4 protein-coding genes are annotated in these 20,168 nt (G+C 38.1%); 2 read left to right on the top strand and 2 right to left on the bottom strand.

Annotated features, from left to right (window positions below; translation table 11 throughout):
- Positions 1-8 precede the first annotated feature (8 nt).
- Together LG295_RS01215 and LG295_RS01210 are read left to right on the top strand one after the other, a co-directional pair.
- Positions 9-1,070, top strand: a complete 1,062-nt coding sequence (locus LG295_RS01215; protein ID WP_107557578.1) for an LLM class flavin-dependent oxidoreductase — start codon at positions 9-11, stop codon at positions 1,068-1,070.
- Between the two features lie 10 nt (positions 1,071-1,080).
- Positions 1,081-1,650, top strand: a complete 570-nt coding sequence (locus LG295_RS01210; RefSeq protein WP_107531305.1) for an NADPH-dependent FMN reductase — start codon at positions 1,081-1,083, stop codon at positions 1,648-1,650.
- A gap of 106 nt (positions 1,651-1,756) precedes the next feature.
- On the opposite strand, the gene LG295_RS01205 is transcribed toward LG295_RS01210, so the two are convergent.
- Together LG295_RS01205 and LG295_RS01200 are read right to left on the bottom strand one after the other, a co-directional pair.
- Positions 1,757-18,766: a GA-like domain-containing protein gene (locus LG295_RS01205; protein ID WP_404476181.1), complete on the bottom strand. Its 17,010-nt coding sequence runs from the start codon at positions 18,764-18,766 to the stop codon at positions 1,757-1,759.
- 186 nt (positions 18,767-18,952) lie between these two features.
- Positions 18,953-19,936, bottom strand: a complete 984-nt coding sequence (locus tag LG295_RS01200) for a choloylglycine hydrolase family protein (RefSeq protein WP_107557576.1) — start codon at positions 19,934-19,936, stop codon at positions 18,953-18,955.
- Positions 19,937-20,168: the final 232 nt, after the last annotated feature.

Here is a 20,168-nt window from a genome sequence, read left to right as displayed (position 1 = left end):
GATGATATATGGCTATTTTAAAAATGAATGAAAATACTCCATTAGAATTTGGACTTTATTCACTGGGAGATCACCTACTCAACCCTCATAACGGTGAAAAGGTAAGTTATGAACAACGCATACAAGAATTAATCGAGGCAAGTCAATTAGCAGAACAAGCAGGTATAGATGTATTCGGTGTTGGCGAAAGTCACCAAGAGCATTTTACTACACAAGCACATACAGTTGTATTAGGTGCTATTGCCCAAGCAACTAATACAATTAAAATATCTAGTTCTTCTTCAATTATAAGCGCAGCAGATCCAGTTAGAATATTTGAAGATTTTGCAACATTAGACCTAATATCACATGGACGAGCAGAAATAGTAGCAGGTAGAGCTTCTCGTACAGGTATCTTTGATTTATTTGGTTTAGATTTAAATAATTATGATGAGCTATATGAAGAAAAATTAAATTTACTGTTAGAGTTGAATAAGACTGATAAAATCACTTGGTCTGGTAAATTTAGACCAGATTTAAATAATATGAAAATATTCCCAAGACCGATAGACGATGAACTACCAATTTGGCGTGCTGTTGGCGGACCTGCAGCAAGTGCGATTAAAGCAGGACGCCAAGGTATCCCAATGATGATTACAACATTAGGTGGGCCCGCAATGACATTTAAAGATTCAATAGATGAATATCGATTAACTGCAAAAGAACATGGTTTCGATACTTCAGCCCAATCGTTACCAGTTTCTACTGCTAGTTTATTCTATACTGCTGAAACTACACAATTAGCATTAAAAGAATATTACCCTCACCTTAATGTTGGTATGTCATTTATAAGAGGTGCTGGATATCCAAAACAACAATTTGCTAATGCACCAGATTATAGAGATGCCTTAATGGTTGGAAGCCCACAACAAATCATTGAAAAAATACTTTACCAACATGAACTTTATAATCATCAGAGATTTATGGCTCAAATTGATTTCGGTGGCGTACCTTTCGATAAAATAATGAAAAATATAGAACTCATTGGTAATGAAATCATTCCAGGTGTTAAAAAACATTTGAACAAATAGGAGGTATAAAATGAAAAACGTTGTGCTACTATCTGGTTCTACGGTTGGCTCTAAAACAAGTACTGCTATAAAATATCTAAACGAAGCCATAACAAATCAAGATGATACACTTAATATTCAATTATTCGATTTAAAGAATTTAGATTTATCTTTTAGCGATGGACGAAATTACTTGGATTATTCTGGAGACACATTAGAGTTAACTTCTGCTTTAATGCAAGCTGATATTATTTTTATAGGTTTTCCAATCTTCCAAGCATCTATACCAGGAACGCTTAAAAACGTATTTGATTTACTTCCTGTTAATGCATTTAGAGATAAAGTTGTAGGTATTATAGCAACTGCGGGTTCTCCGAAGCATTACTTAATAGCTGAAACACAATTAAAACCAATTTTAAGCTATATGAAAGCCCACGTTATGCAAACTTATGTATTTATCGAAGAACGTGATTTTTCTAATGGCACTATCGTTAATGATGACATTATATTTAGAATTAATGATTTAGCAACATCAACCTTGCGTGTTTCTAAATTATATAATCAGCTTTTAGAAGAAGAAAATGATCAATACGATTTTTAAATCACTATTGCAATCATATTTTAGCTATCTATAAAGTTAAAGAGCCGAAGCATAAATAACATGCCTCGGCTCTTTTTTGTACTATATTGATAGTGGTTATTAAATTTTAGTTATTTTTCTGCTCCTTTCTTTTTTCTTGTTTCTTTCTTAAGAGTATCATTGAACCTATAGCTCCTAATAGAGTTCCAAAAATCCAACTATCTTTATTTTTTCCTCCTGCATCAGGTAAATGAGTTATTGAATTCATATTATTTTCTGAATTTCCATTAGCCTCATTTTCCATTATTTGTATATAACTTGAAATTACGTTTAATTGTCGCGCTTCTGAGTTATGTCTATAAAGTCCTGTATGAGGTCTTTCATCTAATAGCATATTATCTCTTTCATTTGAATTTTGTATTTTCACATTATTATTCATAGGTTTTTGTGATTTTGATTTTCTGATAGTATTGTCCAAATGTTTATTTACATTAGCATGATTTTGACCTTTTGTATTTGGAGATTCTATATCTAATATGCCATTGCCGTCTTGATCATTTACTTTTGGTGAAGTCACTAATGTAATTTGCTCTAATTTGTTTTGAAGTGAATTTATATCTATATCACTATTCGGTAGTTTTTTAATTATGTTTAGCGCTGACACCTTAGCCTTTTGGAGCGCTTCAATTAACTTGTCTACTTCGCCTTTCTCACTTGGAGTAATTAATCCATCCGCTGTGATTTCTGTTAGTTTTCCTTCAACTTTCGCTTTTGCTTGTTCCACTACTTGGATGGCTTTGTTTGCTTCAGCAAGTTGTTCTGCATCTAGGACGCCATTGCTATCTTGATCGTTGACTTCTGGTGTTGTCACTGTTCCGATTCCATCTAGACGTGTTTGTATGTCTGATTTGCCTGGCGTTCCAACAGGGACACTGTTTAATTTTGCAGTAGCGTCTACTTTAGCCTCATCTAACGCTTCGATTAATTTTTCTAACTCGGCTTTCTCACTTGGATTTACTAAGCCATCAGCTGTGATTTCTGCTAGTTTATCAGCCGCTGCTGTTTTCGCTTGTTCTGCTACTTCAATTGCTCGACGTGCTTCTGATAATTGTTCGGCATCTAACACACCATTGCTATCTTGATCGTTGACTTTTGGTGTTGTCACTGTTCCGATTCCATCTAGACGTGTTTGTAAATCAGCTTTTCCAGTCGTACCGTTTGGTACATTATTCAGTTTATCTGATGCATTTGTCTTAGCGGCTTCTAATGCTTCTATCAACTTATCTAGGTCTGCTTTCTCACTTGGATTCACCAAACCATCCGCTGTTATCTCGGCTAACTTATTGTCTACTGCTTGCTTAGCTTGTTCCACTGCCGCGATTGCTTGTTCCGCCTCTGTTAACTGTTCTGTATCTAAAACACCGTTACCGTCTTGATCATTTACTTCTGGGGACGTTACTGAATCAACTTGGTCTAAGCGTGTTTGTAATCCATCTTTGCCTGTTGTACCATTTGGTACATTATTGAGTTTTTCTGATGCATTCGTCTTAGCGGCTTCTAATGTTTCTATCAGCTTATCTAAGTCAGCTTTCTCACTTGGATTTACTAAGCCATCTGCTGTAACCTCTGATAACTTATTATCCACTGCTGTTTTTGCTTGTTCTGCAGCTTCGACTGCTTGTTGCGCTTCCGATAATTGTTCTGTATCCGCAATTCCATTACTATCTTTATCAGTTACTTCTGGTGCTGTTACTGATCCTATTTGGTCTAAACGGCTTTGTAGATCGTCTTTGCCTGCCGTACCATTTGGTACATTGTTCAATTTATCTGTTGCGTTGGTCTTAGCTGTTTCTAACGTTTCAATCAGTCGATCTAACTCGGCTTTCTCGGATGGATTAATTAATCCATCCGATGTGATTTCAGTTAACTTGTTATCTACTGCTTGCTTAGCTTGTTCCACTGCCTCAATTGCTTGTTCCGCATCTGATAATTGCTCTGTATCTAGCACGCCATTACTATCTTGGTCATTTATTTCCGGCGCTGTCACTGAATCAACTTGGTCTAAGCGAGTTTGTAAATCGTCTTTACCTGCTGTACCATTTGGTACATTATTCAATTTATCCGATGCGTTTGTCTTCGCTGTTTCTAAAACTTCAATTAATTTCTCTAACTCAGCTTTCTCGCTCGGATTAATTAAACCATCCGCTGTGATTTCTGTTAACTTGTTATCTACTGCTTGCTTAGCTTGTTCCACTGCCGTGATTGCTTTCTCCGCATCTGATAATTGTTCTGTATCTAAAACGCCATTACCGTCTTGATCATTTACTTCTGGTAAAGTCACTGTACCAATTTGATCTAAACGTGTTTGTAAATCAGCTTTGCCTGTTGTACCGTCTGGTACATTATTCAGTTTTTCTGATGCATTTGTTTTTGCTGTTTCTAATGCTTCGATAAGTTGATCTAACTCTGCTTTCTCGCTCGGATTAATTAATCCGTTCGCTGTGATTTCTGTTAACTTATTGTCTACTGCTTGCTTAGCTTGTTCCACTGCCTCAATTGCTTGTTCCACATCTGTTAATTGCTCTGTATCTAGCACGCCATTACTATCTTGGTCGTTGACTTCTGGTGCTGTTACTGTTCCGATTCCATCTAAACGTGTTTGTAACCCGTCTTTGCCTGCCGTACCATTTGGTACATTGTTCAGTTTTTCTGATGCAGTTGTTTTTGCTGCTTCTAGTGCTTCTATCAGCTTATCTAGGTCTGCTTTCTCACTTGGATTTACTAAGCCATCCTCTGTGATCTCAGATAACTTATTATCCGCCGCTATTTTTGCTTGTTCCGCTGCTTCGATCGCTTGTTGTGCTTCTGATAATTGTTCAGTGTCTAAAATGCCATTACCGTCTTGATCATTTATTTCTGGCGCTGTTACTGAATCAACTTGGTCTAAGCGAGTTTGTAATACATCTTTGCCTGTTGTACTGTCTGGTACATTGCTTAATTTTTCTGACGCATTGGTCTTAGCTGCTTCTAGTGCTTCTATCAGCTTATCTAGGTCTGCTTTCTCACTTGGATTCACCAAACCATCCGATGTGATTTCGGCTAACTTATTATCCGTTGCTGTTTTCGCTTGTTCCACTGCCTCAATTGCTTGTTGTGCTTCTGATAATTGTTCTGTGTCTAAAACACCATTACCGTCTTGATCATTTACTTCCGGCGCTGTTACTGATCCTATTTGGTCTAAACGGCTTTGTAGATCCTCTTTGCCTGCTGTACCGTTTGGTACATTATTCAATTTATCCGATGCATTTGTTTTTGCTGCTTCTAATGTTTCTATCAGCTTATCTAAGTCTGCTCTCTCACTTGGATTTACTAAGCCATCACCTGTGATCTCAGATAACTTATTATCCGCCGCTGTTTTTGCTTGTTCCGCTGCTTCGATCGCTTGTTGTGCTTCTGATAATTGTTCTGTGTCTAAAACACCATTACCGTCTTGGTCATTTATTTCCGGCGCTGTTACTGATCCTATTTGGTCTAAACGGCTTTGTAGATCCTCTTTGCCTGCTGTACCGTTTGGTACATTATTCAGTTTTTCTGATGCATTTGTCTTAGCGGTTTCTAATGCCTCTATTAGCTTATCTAAGTCTGCTTTCTCACTTGGATTTACTAAGCCATCACCTGTGATCTCAGATAACTTGTTATCTACAGCGCTCTTAGCTTGTTCCACTGCCTCAATTGCTTGTTCCGCCTCTGATAATTGCTCTGTATCTAGCACGCCATTACTATCTTGGTCGTTGACTTCTGGTGCTGTTACTGTTCCGACTCCATCTAAACGTGTTTGTAACCTGTCTTTACCTGTTGTACCGTCTGGTACATTATTCAGTTTTTCTGATGCAGTTGTTTTTGCCGTTTCTAATGCTTCGATAAGTTGATCTAACTCTGCTTTCTCACTTGGATTAATCAATCCATCCTCTGTAATCTCGGCTAACTTATTGTCTACTGCTTGCTTAGCTTGTTCCACTGCCTCAATTGCTTGTTCCGCCTCTGATAATTGCTCTGTATCTAAAACACCATTACCGTCTTGATCATTGACTTCTGGTGATGTAACTGTTCCGATTTCATCTAAACGTGTTTGTAACTCGTCTTTACCTCCTGTACCGTTTGGTACATTATTCAGTTTATCTGATGCATTTGTCTTAGCGTCTTCTAATGCTTCGATAAGTTGATCTAATTCCGCTTTCTCACTTGGATTTACTAATCCATCCGTTGTAATCTCTGCTAGCTTATTATCTACCGCTCGCTTAGATTCTTCCGCTAAACCAATCGCTTTCTCCGCATCTGTTAACTGCTCTGTATCTAGCACGCCATTACTATCTTGGTCGTTAACTTCCGGTGCTGTTACTGTTCCGATTCCATCTAAACGTGTTTGTAAATCAGCTTTACCAGTCGTACCATTTGGTACATTATTCAGTTTTTCTGACGCAGTTGTTTTTGCTGCTTCTAATGTTTCTATCAGCTTATCTAAGTCTGCTCTCTCACTTGGATTCACCAAACCATCCGCTGTGATTTCTGTTAACTTGTTATCTACAGCGCTCTTAGCTTCTTCTACTGCTTCAATTGCTTTCTCCGCATCTGTTAACTGTTCCGTATCTAAAACACCATTACTATCTTTGTCTGTTACTTCGGGTGCTGTTACTGAACCTATTTGGTCTAAACGTCTTTGTAACTCGTCTTTACCTGCTGTACCATTTGGTACATTATTCAATTTATCCGATGCGTTTGTCTTCGCTGTTTCTAAAACTTCAATTAATTTCTCTAACTCAACTTTCTCGCTCGGATTAATTAAACCATCCGCTGTGATTTCTGTTAACTTATTGTCTACTGCTTGCTTAGCTTCTTCTACTGCTTCAATTGCTTGTTCCGCATCTGTTAATTGCTCTGTATCTAAAAAGCCATTACCGTCTTGATCATTTACTTCTGGGGAAGTCACTGTACCAATTTGATCTAGACGTGTTTGTAACCCGTCTTTTCCTGTTGTACCGTCTGGTACATTATTCAGTTTTTCTGATGCATTTGTTTTTGCTGTTTCTAATGCTTCGATAAGTTGATCTAACTCTGCTTTCTCGCTCGGATTAATTAATCCGTCCGCTGTGATTTCTGTTAACTTATTGTCTACTGCTTGCTTAGCTTGTTCCACTGCCTCAATTGCTTGTTCCGCATCTGTTAATTGCTCTGTATCTAGCACGCCATTATCGTCTTGATCATTTACTTCTGGTGACGTTACTGTACCAATTCCATCTAGACGTGTTTGTAACCCGTCTTTACCTGTTGTACCATCTGGTACATTATTCAGTTTTTCTGTTGCGTTTGTTTTTGCTGCTTCTAATGTTTCTATCAGCTTATCTAAGTCTGCTTTCTCACTTGGATTTACTAAGCCATCACCTGTGATCTCCGCTAACTTATTATCCGCCGCTATTTTTGCTTGTTCCGCTGCTTCGATCGCTTGTTGTGCTTCTGATAATTGTTCTGTGTCTAAAACGCCATTACCGTCTTGATCATTTATTTCTGGCGCTGTTACTGAATCAACTTGGTCTAAGCGAGTTTGTAAATCAGCTTTTCCAGCTGTACCGTCTGGTACGTTGTTTAATTTCTCTGTTGCGTTGGTCTTAGCTGTTTCTAACGTTTCAATCAGTCCACCTAACTCTGCTTTTTCAGTCGGATTAATCAAATCATCGGCTGTTATCTCTGACAACTTATTGTCTACTGCTTGCTTAGCTTGTTCCACTGCTTCAATTGCTTTCTCCGCATCTGATAATTGTTCAGTGTCTAAAACGCCATTACCGTCTTGATCATTTATTTCCGGCGCTGTCACTGAATCAACTTGGTCTAAACGTCTTTGTAACTCGGCTTTTCCTGTCGTACCGTTTGGTACATTATTTAATTTTTCTGATGCATTCGTCTTAGCTGCTTCTAGTGCTTCTATCAGCTTATCTAGGTCTGCTTTCTCACTTGGATTTACTAAGCCATCCGCTGTGATTTCAGTTAACTTATTGTCTACTGTTTGCTTAGCTTCTTCTACTGCTTCAATTGCTTTCTCCGCATCTGATAATTGTTCTGTATCTAAAACACCATTACCATCTTGGTCATTGACTTCTGAGGACGTTACTGTTCCGATTACATCTAAGCGCGTTTGTAAATCAGCTTTACCAGTCGTACCGTCTGGTACGTTAGTCAATTTCTCTGTTGCGTTGGTCTTAGCTGTTTCTAACGTTTCAATCAGTCGATCTAACTCGGTTTTCTCAGTCGGATTCACCAAACCATCCGCTGTGATTTCTGTTAACTTGTTATCTACAGCGCTCTTAGCTTCTTCCGCTAACTCAATCGCTTTTTCCGCCTCTGATAATTGCTCTATGTCTAAAACTCCGTTACTATCTCGGTCATTGACTTCTGGTGACGTTACTGTACCAATTCTATCTAAACGCGTTTGTAACCCGGCTTTTCCAGCTGTACTGTCTGGTACATTATTCAGTTTTTCTGATGCATTCGTCTTAGCTTCTTCTAATGTTTCTATCAGCTTATCTAATTCCGCTTTCTCACTTGGATTCACCAAACCATCCGCTGTGATTTCTGTTAACTTATTGTCTACTACTTGCTTAGCTTGTTCCGCTGCTTCGATCGCTTGTTGTGCTTCTGATAATTGTTCGGCATCTAACACACCATTGCTATCTAAATCATTCACTTCGGGTGCTGTTACTGAACCTATTTGGTCTAAGCGAGTTTGTAAGTCTGCTTTACCAGTCGTACCGTCTGGTACTTTAGTCAATTTCTCTGTTGCGTTTGTCTTCGCTGTTTCTAACGTTTCAATCAGTCGATCTAACTCGGCTTTCTCAGTCGGATTAATTAATCCGTCCGCTGTGATTTCTGTTAACTTATTGTCTACTGCTTGCTTAGCTTGTTCCACTGCCTCAATTGCTTGTTCCGCCTCTGATAATTGCTCTGTATCTAGCACGCCATTATCGTCTTGATCATTGACTTCTGGTGACGTTACTGTACCAATTCCATCTAGACGTGTTTGTAACCCGTCTTTACCTGTTGTACCATCTGGTACATTATTGAGTTTTTCTGATGCATTCGTCTTAGCGGCTTCTAATGTTTCTATCAGCTTATCTAATTCTGCTTTCTCACTTGGATTTACTAAGCCATCCGCTGTAACCTCTGATAACTTATTATCCACTGCTGTTTTTGCTTGTTCTGCAGCTTCTACTGCTTGTTGCACTTCCGATAATTGTTCTGTATCCGCAATTCCATTACTATCTTTATCAGTTACTTCTGGTGCTGTTACTGATCCTATTTGGTCTAAACGGCTTTGTAGATCGTCTTTGCCTGCCGTACCACCTGGTACGTTGTTTAATTTCTCTGTTGCGTTGGTCTTAGCTGTTTCTAACGTTTCAATCAGTCGATCTAACTCTGCTTTTTCAGTCGGATTAATCAAATCATCGGCTGTTATCTCTGACAACTTATTGTCTACTGCTTGCTTAGCTTGTTCCACTGCCTCAATTGCTTGTTCCGCATCTGTTAATTGTTCTGTATCTAAAACGCCATTATCGTCTTGATCATTGACTTCTGGGGACGTTACTGTACCAATTTGATCTAAACGTGTTTGTAAATCTGCTTTGCCTGTTGTACCGTCTGGTACATTATTCAGTTTTTCTGATGCATTCGTCTTAGCGGCTTCTAGTGCTTCTATCAACTTATCTAGGTCTGCTTTCTCATTTGGATTCACCAAACCATCCGCTGTGATTTCTGTTAACTTGTTATCTACAGCGCTCTTAGCTTGTTCCACTGCCGTGATTGATTGTTCCGCATCCGTTAACTGTTCTGTATCTAAAACACCGTTACCGTCTTGATCATTTATTTCCGGCGCTGTCACTGAATCAACTTGGTCTAAGCGTGTTTGTAATTCAGCTTTGCCTGTTGTACCATTTGGTACATTATTGAGTTTTTCTGATGCATTCGTCTTAGCGGTTTCTAATGTTTCTATCAGCTTATCTAATTCTGCTTTCTCACTTGGATTTACTAAGCCATCCGCTGTGATTTCTGTTAACTTATTGTCTACTGCTTGCTTAGCTTGTTCTGCTGCTTCGATCGCTTGTTGTGCTTCTGATAATTGTTCGTCATCTAACACACCATTGCTATCTAAATCATTCACTTCGGGTGCTGTTACTGAACCTATTTGGTCTAAGCGAGTTTGTAAATCGACTTTACCAGCTGTACCGTTTGGTACATTATTCATTTTATCTGATGCATTTGTCTTAGCGGCTTCTAATGCTTCTATCAACTTATCTAGGTCTGCTTTCTCACTTGGATTCACCAAACCATCCGCTGTTATCTCGGCTAACTTATTGTCTACTGCTTGCTTAGCTTGTTCTGCAGCTTCGATCGCTCGTTGTGCTTCTGATAGTTGTTCTGTATCTGCTACACCATTACTATCCGCATCTGTAATAGCTGGGGCCACTACTGAACCTATTTGGACTAAACGTCTTTGTAAATCTTCTTTTCCAGCTGTACTATCTGGTACATTATTCAGTTTTTCTGACGCAGTTGCTTTTGCTGCTTCTAATGTTTCTATCAGCTTATCTAGGTCTGCTTTCTCGCTTGGATTAATCAATCCATCCTCTGTAATCTCTGACAACTTATTGTCTACTGCTTGCTTAGCTTCTTCTACTGCTTCAATTGCTTTCTCTGCTTCTGTTAACTGCTCTGTATCTAAAACGCCGTTACCGTCTTGATCATTTATTTCCGGCGCTGTCACTGAATCAACTTGGTCTAAGCGTGTTTGTAATACATCTTTGCCTGTTGTACCGTCTGGTACATTATTCAGTTTTTCTGATGCATTTGTCTTAGCGGCTTCTAGTGCTTCTATTAACTTATCTAAGTCCGCTTTCTCACTTGGATTGACTAATCCATCTGCTGTAACCTCTGATAACTTATTATCCACTGCTGTTTTTGCTTGTTCTGCAGCTTCGACTGCTTGTTGTGCTTGCGCGAGTTGTTCTGTATCCGCTACACCATTACTATCCGCATCTGTGATAGCTGGCGCCGTCACTGATCCTATTTGGTCTAAACGTCCTTGTAAGTTGTTTTTACCTGTTGTACCGTCTGGTACATTATTCAGTTTTTCTGATGCATTTGTTTTTGACGTTTCTAATGTTTCTATCAGCTTATCTAAGTCTGCTCTCTCACTTGGATTTACTAAGCCATCCTCTGTGATCTCAGATAACTTATTATCCGCCGCTGTTTTTGCTTGTTCCGCTGCTTCGATCGCTTGTTGTGCTTCTGATAATTGTTCAGTGTCTAAAACACCATTACCGTCTTGGTCATTTATTTCCGGCGCTGTTACTGATCCTATTTGGTCTAAACGGCTTTGTAGATCCTCTTTACCTGCTGTACCGTTTGGTACATTGTTCAGTTTATCTACTGCATTCGTCTTAGCGGCTTCTAATGCTTCTATTAACTTATCTAATTCCGCTTTCTCACTTGGATTTACTAAGCCATCCGCCGTGATTTCTGTTAACTTATTGTCTACTGCTTGCTTAGCTTCTTCTACTGCTTCAATTGCTTTCTCCGCATCTGTTAATTGTTCTGTATCTAAAACCCCATTACCGTCTTGGTCGTTGACTTCTGGGGACGTTACTGTACCAATTCCATCTAAACGTGTTTGTAAATCTGCTTTACCAGTCGTACCGTCTGGTACATTAGTCAATTTCTCTGTTGCGTTGGTCTTAGCTGTTTCTAATGCTTCGATTAATTTTTCTAAGTCGGCTTTCTCACTTGGATTTACTAAGCCATCACCTGTGATTTCAGATAACTTATTATCTACTGCTCGCTTAGCTTCTTCAACTGACACAATTGCTTTTTCCGCATCTGTTAATTGTTCTGTGTCTAAAACGCCATTACCGTCTTGATCATTGACTTCTGGGGACGTTACTATACCAATTCCATCTAGATGTGTTTGTAAATCAGCTTTACCAGTCGTACCGTCTGGTACGTTAGTCAATTTCTCTGTTGCGTTTGTCTTCGCTGTTTCTAACGTTTCAATCAGTCGATCTAACTCGGTTTTCTCAGTCGGGTTAATCAATCCATCCGATGTGATTTCAGTTAACTTATTGTCTACTGCTTGCTTAGCTTGTTCCACTGCCTCAATTGCTTTTTCCGCATCTGTTAATTGTTCTGTGTCTAAAACGCCATTACTATCTTTGTCTGTTACTTCGGGTGCTGTTACTGAACCTATTTGGTCTAAACGTCTTTGTAACTCGTCTTTACCTGCTGTACCATTTGGTACATTATTCAATTTATCCGATGCGTTTGTCTTAGCTGTTTCTAATGCTTCGATAAGTTGATCTAACTCAGCTTTCTCACTTGGATTTACTAAACCGTCTGATGTAACCTCAGATAACTTGTTATCTACTGCTTGCTTAGCTTCTTCTACTGCTTCAATTGCTTTCTCCGCATCTGTTAACTGTTCTGTATCTGCTACACCATTACTATCCGCATCTGTAATAGCTGGGGCCACTACTGAACCTATTTGGACTAAACGTCTTTGTAGATCTTCTTTTCCAGCTGTACTATCTGGTACATTATTCAGTTTTTCTGACGCAGTTGCTTTTGCTGCTTCTAATGTTTCTATCAGCTTATCTAACTCTGCTCTCTCACTTGGATTGACTAATCCATCCGATGTGATTTCAGTTAACTTATTATCTACTGCTCGCTTAGCTTGTTCCACTGCCTCAATTGCTTTTTCCGCCTCTGATAATTGCTCTGTATCTAGCACGCCATTACTATCTTGGTCGTTGACTTCTGGTGACGTTACTGTACCAATTTGATCTAGACGTGTTTGTAAATCAGCTTTTCCAGCTGTACCATTTGGTACGTTGTTTAATTTGGTAGAAGCGTCTGCTTTAGCCCCATCTAATACTTCAATTAATCCATCTAATTCTGCCTTCTCATTTGGATTGATCAAACCATCCGCTTTTATCTCTGACAACTTATTTTCTACTGCTTGCTTAGCGTCTTCTAATGCTTCAATTGCTTTCTCCGCATCTGTTAATTGTTCTGTATCTAAAACGCCGTTACCGTCTTGATCATTTATTTCCGGCGCTGTCACTGAATCAACTTGGTCTAAGCGAGTTTGTAAGTCTGCTTTACCAGTCATACCGCCTGGTACGTTGTTTAATTTTTCTGATGCATTTGTTTTTGCTGTTTCTAATGCTTCGATAAGTTGATCTAACTCAGCTTTCTCGCTCGGATTAATCAATCCATCCGCTGTAATCTCGGCTAATTTATTGTCTACTGCTTGCTTAGCTTCTTCTACTGCTTCAATTGCTTTCTCCGCATCTGATAATTGTTCTGTATCTATAACGCCATTACCGTCTTGATCATTTATTTCCGGCGCTGTCACTGAATCAACTTGGTCTAAGCGAGTTTGTAAGTCTGCTTTACCAGTCATACCGCCTGGTACGTTGTTTAATTTCTCTGTTGCATTGGTCTTAGCTGTTTCTAATGCTTCGATAAGTTGATCTAACTCTGCTTTCTCACTTGGATTTACTAAGCCATCCTCTGTAATCTCGGCTAACTTATTGTCTACTGCTTGCTTAGCTTGTTCCACTGCCTCAATTGCTTGTTCCGCATCTGTTAATTGTTCTGTATCTAAAACGCCATTACTATCTTGGTCGTTGACTTCTGGTGATGTAACTGTTCCGATTACATCTAAACGTGTTTGTAACTCGTCTTTACCTCCTGTACCGTTTGGTACATTATTCAGTTTTTCTGATGCATTTGTCTTAGCGGCTTCTAATGCTTCGATAAGTTGATCTAAGTCCGCTTTCTCACTTGGATTTACTAAGCCATCACCTGTGATTTCAGTTAACTTATTGTCTACTGCTTGCTTAGCTTGTTCCACTGCCGCGATTGCTTGCTCCGCATCTGTTAACTGTTCTGTGTCTAAAACGCCGTTACCGTCTTGATCATTTACTTCTGGGGACGTTACTGTTCCGATTCCATCTAAGCGTGTTTGCAGCGCACCTTTACCAGCCGTACCAGTTGGTACGTTGTTCAGTTTATCTACTGCATTTGTCTTAGCTGTTTTTAATGCTTCGATAAGTTGATCTAACTCAGCTTTTTCACTTGGATTTACTAAATCATCCGCTGTGATTTCGGCTAACTTATTGTCTACTGCTTGCTTAGCTTCTTCCACTGCCTCAATTGCTTGTTCCGCATCTGTTAATTGTTCTGTATCTAAAACGCCATTACCGTCTTGGTCATTGACTTCTGGAGACGTTACTGTTCCTATTCCATCTAAGCGTGTTTGTAAATCAGCTTTACCAGTCGTACCATTTGGTACATTATTCAGTTTTTCTGACGCAGTTGTTTTTGCTGCTTCTAATGTTTCTATCAGCTTATCTAAGTCTGCTCTCTCACTTGGATTCACCAAACCATCCGCTGTGATCTCTGCTAGTTTATTATTCGCTGCTGTTTTCGCTTGTTCCGCTGCTTCAATTGCTCGACGTGCTTCTGATAGTTGTTCAGCATCTGCTACACCATTGCTATCTAAATCATTTACTTCTGGTGCTGTCACTGACACTATTTGGTCTAAACGTCTTTGTAACTCGTCTTTTCCTGTCGTACCGTTTGGTACATTATTCAATTTATCCGATGCATTCGTCTTAGCTTCTTCTAATGCTTCTATTAACTTATCTAAGTCCGCTTTCTCACTTGGATTAATCAATCCATCCGCTGTTATCTCGGCTAATTTATTGTCTACTGCTTGCTTAGCTTGTTCCGCTACTTCGACTGCTTGTTGCGCTTCCGATAATTGTGCTGTATCCGCAATTCCATTACTATCTTTGTCTGTTACTTCGGGTGCTGTCACTGTTCCTATTTGATCTAGACGTGTTTGTAACCCGTCTTTACCTGTTGTACCATCTGGTACATTATTCAATTTATCTGATGCATTTGTCTTAGCAACTTCTAATGTTTCGATTAATTTTTCTAACTCTGCTTTTTCAGTCGGATTTACTAATCCATCCGTTGTAATCTCTGCTAGCTTATTATCTACCGCTCGCTTAGCTTCTTCCGCTAAACCAATCGCTTTCTCCGCATCTGTTAACTGCTCCGTATCTAGCACGCCATTACTATCTTGGTCGTTAACTTCTGGGGATGTCACTGAATCAACTTGGTCTAAGCGAGTTTGTAATCCATCTTTGCCTGTTGTACCATTTGGTACTTTAGTCAATTTCTCTGTTGCGTTTGTCTTCGCTGTTTCTAACGTTTCAATCAGTCGATCTAACTCGGCTTTCTCAGTCGGGTTAATCAATCCATCCGATGTGATTTCAGTTAACTTATTATCTACTGCTTGCTTAGCTTGTTCCACTGCCTCAATTGCTTGTTCCGCCTCTGATAATTGCTCTGTATCTAGCACGCCATTACTATCTTGGTCGTTGACTTCTGGTGCTGTTACTGTACTAATTTGATCTAGACGTGTTTGTAACCCGGCTTTTCCAGCTGTACTGTCTGGTACATTATTCAATTTATCTGATGCATTTGTCTTAGCAACTTCTAATGTTTCGATTAATTTTTCTAACTCTGCTTTTTCAGTCGGATTTACTAAGCCGTCTGATGTAATCTCGGCTAATTTATCAGCCACTGCTGTTTTCGCTTGTTCCACTGCCGCGATTGCTTGTTCTGCTTCTGATAATTGTTCAGTGTCTAAAACACCATTACCGTCTTGGTCATTTATTTCCGGCGCTGTTACTGATCCTATTTGCTCTAAACGGCTTTGTAGATCCTCTTTGCCTGCTGTACCGTTTGGTACATTGTTCAGTTTATCTACTGCATTCGTCTTAGCGGCTTCTAATGCTTCTATTAACTTATCTAATTCCGCTTTCTCACTTGGATTTACTAATCCATCTGCTGTAACCTCTGATACCTTACTATCCACTGCTGTTTTTGCTTGTTCTGCAGCTTCGACTGCTTGTTGCGCTCCCGATAATTGTTCTGTATCCGCAATTCCATTACTATCTTTGTCTGTTACTTCGGGTGCTGTTACTGAACCTATTTGGTCCAAACGTCTTTGTAGGTCGTCTTTGCCTGCTGTACCATTTGGTACGTTGTTTAATTTGGTAGAAGCGTCTGATTTAGCCTCATTCAACGCTTCAATTAATCGGTCTAACTCTGTTTTCTCACTTGGATTTACTAATCCATCCGCTGTTATCTCCGCTAACTTATTATCTACAGCGCTCTTAGCTTCTTCCGCTAACTCAATCGCTTTCTCCGCATCTCTTAACTGCTCTGTATCTAAAACGCCATTACCGTCTTGATCATTTACTTCTGGCGCTGTTACTGTACCGATTCCTTCTAGACGTGTTTGTAAGTCACCTTTCCCAGCTATACCGTCTGGTACGTTGTTTAATTTTGTAGAAGCGTCTGCTTTAGCCTCATTCATCACTTCGATTAATCGGTCTAAGTCTGCTTTCTCACTTGGATTTACTAAGCCATCCGCTGTTATCTCTGATAACTTATTATCTACCGCTCGCTTAGCTTCTTCGGCTGCTATAATTGCTCTTTCTGCTTCTGATAGTTGAACAGAATCTAAAACTCCGTTACTATCTCTATCATTTACTTCTGGCGATATTAAAGAAGTAATTCGATTTATATTTTGTTGAAATTGGGCCTTATCTAGCATACTACCAGGTAATTCATTAACTTTTTCTAATAGTTCCTCTTTTAACATCGATAGAACTTTATTTAATTTATCAATTTCTTCTTTTTCACTTGGAGTTACTAAGCCATCTGATAATACGGCTGCTAACTTTTGATCATCTATTATTTTTGTTGCTTCTAACGCAATTAAGGCTTGTGCTATTTCAGATATTTGCTGATCATCTCGTACACCATTACTATCACGATCATTCACTTCTGGTGATACAACTGTGGTGATTTTCGCTAACCTTGTTTGAAGATCTGATTTACCTGGTATTCCTTCAGGCACATTATCTATCTTTACAGATGCAGTTGTCATAGCTGTTTCTAATACTTGATTCAACCTATCTATTTCAGCTTTTTCACCTGGAGTGATTAGTCCATCTGAATTCACTTCTAACAATTTTTGAGTTACAGCTCGTTGCGCTTGTTCTGCTGATTGAACAGCTTGATCAGCTTCAGCCAATTGAACAGCATCTACTATACCATTACTATCTAAATCATTTACTTCTGGGGAAGTAAGTGTAGGGATTTCATCTATCCTACCTTGAAGATCATCTTTACCTGCTGTGCCCTCTAACACAGCGCCAAGCTTAGTTATAGCTATTTGTTTTGCTTCTTCCAAAGCAGTTATTGCCTCATCAACTTTCTGTTTTTCAGCGGGACTTACCGCTCCATCAGCTGTTACTTCTGCTAACTGTTGTTCAGCGTATTGTTGTGCTTGTTCTGCAGATTGGATAGCTTCTTCTGCCTTTTGTTTCTTAGCTTTAACTAAAGTAGCATTAATTCTTCTTGCTACATCATCAATATCCACAGATTGATTGGTAATGTTGACTCCTCTCAGTACATTTGGATCTAATGTATCACTTAATATATATCCAAATAATTCATCTTTTTTAACATCTATATAGTAACTAGCGTCAAACGATATAGCAAATTCAACACTACCTCCGGAACCGCCTCCAGTGTTTGGATTTCCATTGGATCCACTATCTGGTCGAGTATATGAGTAGTATCCTAGATGGTCTTGTTGTAATAACACCCTTTGTCTACCATTATAAACAGCGAAAACTTTTTTTATTTTTTTATTAAGACTTGCGTTGGGTCTTATAGCGTAATTCTCAAATCGGTAAGTACCTCTACCTTTTTCTTTAGATAAAACCATTGTTGCAATCAGTACTTCGTCATCATTATAAAAAATCTTATCTTCTACGATACCAAAATGGTTTTTAGTTACATCAGATTGATTTGTAAATGTATAAACAGCTCGATAATCATTATTGTCTCTATTAAAAGTTAAATCTTTCATTTTAGATAATAACTCATTGATTTTGTCTGCTTGAGAAGCATTAATTGTTCTATTTCCAAGTACTGAGTAAATGCCTCTAAAAACATTATTATAAACGCTCTTATTATTCTTAAGTGAAGTTTGTCGAATGATATTTCTCATGAATAATTTTCTTTCTTCTTCAGTTAATTCATCTCTATTTTTTTCAACTTCTCTTATAGCTGTTGTAATATAGTCACCTGAATGTACGGCATCATAACTCAATCTTGCATTGTAACGTCTATCTTTGAAACGCTTATTGTAAGGTGAACTATTCAAGCTCCTTGTCACTCTTGACTTAGGTTTATTATTAGTTGAATCTTTTGTTCCATTATTTAAATCTATTATATTTAAGCCAGTATTTTGAATAGTATCACTGTTACTTTCTATTTTTTGTGTAACTACAAGGGGTTTGATTTGTTCGTCATTATCGACAAATTTTTGCTCTTCAACACTATTGTTCTTAATTTGATTAGCGTTTTCACCTTTTTGCTCTAATATAGATTGCTTTTCTTTTACAGGTGTAGAATTGGCATTATCCATATTTCCATCAGAAGATTTTTCATGTGATGATATGGTTGTTTGATTTTGTTCAGTTATTTTATTTTCTTGCTTCTTTATTTGCTCTTTTTCAAAGTTATAGTTTGTTACCTCATCTACTTTATTTGAAATTTCATTTTTCTTTTCCCCTTTTTCTGCTTTCACTTCATTATTAAGAGGGGTTTGCTCGTCTTCTTGTGTTACTTTATTTGTCTCTTCACTTTTCGATGTTGTTTGATTTACAACATTTGAATTATTTTCGTCAATTTGAGCTTCTTTAGAATGTTCCCCTCCATTTTTCTCTAAATCAAATTGTTTTATTTCTGAAATAACTTGATCTTCAGCGTTATTTTGCGCTTCAATGGTTTCTTTGTCATTTACCATATCTGCTTCTGCTTCACTATCTTGATTCATAAAAAGAACTGTTCCCAATAGCACTGATGCTGTTCCAATAGTAAATTTCCGAATAGAATACTTATTGTTTCTTCTAGCAATATATTCTGCGAGTACTCTCATAGTTGTCTACTTCTCCTTTTTTGATAATATCAATATCATCTATAATTATATTTTTTTGTATAAGGAGTAGTAACAGCTTTATATATTAAGTAAAAAAATGGTTCTTCACAGTAAAATTTTGAGATGAAACAAAAAAGAGCGCCTTCCATTTTATATTGAAAGGCGTTCTGTCATCTATAATATTTGTTAATTTAACCGATTTGTTACTAAGCCTGAAATTGGTTCAAATATCGTTATTGCTTCTTTATTTAATAAATTTTCTGTGAGTTGTAATTCTGTAATCTGATTTGAGTCGTACCATTTAATGTACATTGTACGTGCAGTTAAATTTAGGACTGTTTGATACAAAGTATAATGGAGTGCCGCTTCTTCGTCTCTAACTGCACCTTTGGGTATACTAACAATTTCTAAAAGTTTAAATGCATTGAGTATATCTTCTTCTGCGTTACTTGTTTCTTCTAAATTATTTTTTAAGTAAGTCATTCGAACGAAACGTTCCGCTGAAGTGTATCCACCGGGTAATCCGTATGTTCCACCTTCATTTCCTAGCGTTGGGAAAATAGTATTCATTAGTTGGCTTGGTTGAGGACGTTGTGGCGTGATATTTATATAATTCCTCAAATTTTCATAATGCCAATTCAAATCTGGATTGTTAGTTAAGACTCCTACAGGATTTTCATTTACGACCATACTGCCATCTTTAAAAGTTAGTTCAATCGTTCTACCTGAATCATCAGTAATATGATAATGTAATGGAGGCACTTCAGCTATATCATTGAGCGTGTGTGCGACAACATTTACGGATTTAGCATTTTCTATTAAATCTTCAATGTTTTTATTGTAACCCAACACCCATGTAATCACTTCACTTTGAGCAATGTTCATATACCCTTCTCTTACATCAGTGGCATATGTTGCATATCCTCTAAAATACTGTATTGAAGCACCGAGACCATGTTCATTTACGCCATCTGCAAATAAGAATCCTTCCATATCACTACCCGATCCAACAAAACCATACTTTGTTTTCCCTTTATATGCTACGCGTGATTCCCAATAAAAATGACGTGGTTGTACAGCGGGATTTCCTTTTAATTGATACACAAAATCCATTGTTCGCCCTAATATCACTTGATTACTTTTCGATAAATATGAAAAACCAGTGCACATGATTAATCTGCTCCTTTCACCCTTCTCTATGTCAAAAATTAATTACTTTATATCTTTCATCAATGTTTATTTTAGTTAATTATGCTTTATATTAATAGTAATTCGCTTGTGATATGCATCCGTTTATGAAAAGTTGACACTTGAAACTAACTTTCATCATTTAGCGACTTTCACTAATAATGACACTAAAAAGGACGAGACAGAAATCACCTTTTTCAAAAATGATTGTGTT

It is taken from the genome of Staphylococcus pseudoxylosus (assembly GCF_044794325.1).
Lineage (GTDB): Bacteria > Bacillota > Bacilli > Staphylococcales > Staphylococcaceae > Staphylococcus > Staphylococcus pseudoxylosus.
Note: the sequence above shows the minus strand (reverse complement) of the source record. Positions and strands in the feature narration are given on the sequence as shown.

Excerpts from the sequence above, each read along its gene's own strand:
- LG295_RS01215 (WP_107557578.1), top strand. The coding sequence starts at position 9 with ATGGCTATTTTAAAAATGAATGAAAATACTCCATTAGAATTTGGACTT.
- LG295_RS01210 (WP_107531305.1), top strand. The coding sequence starts at position 1,081 with ATGAAAAACGTTGTGCTACTATCTGGTTCTACGGTTGGCTCTAAAACA.
- LG295_RS01205 (WP_404476181.1), bottom strand. The coding sequence starts at position 18,766 with ATGAGAGTACTCGCAGAATATATTGCTAGAAGAAACAATAAGTATTCT.
- LG295_RS01200 (WP_107557576.1), bottom strand. The coding sequence starts at position 19,936 with ATGTGCACTGGTTTTTCATATTTATCGAAAAGTAATCAAGTGATATTA.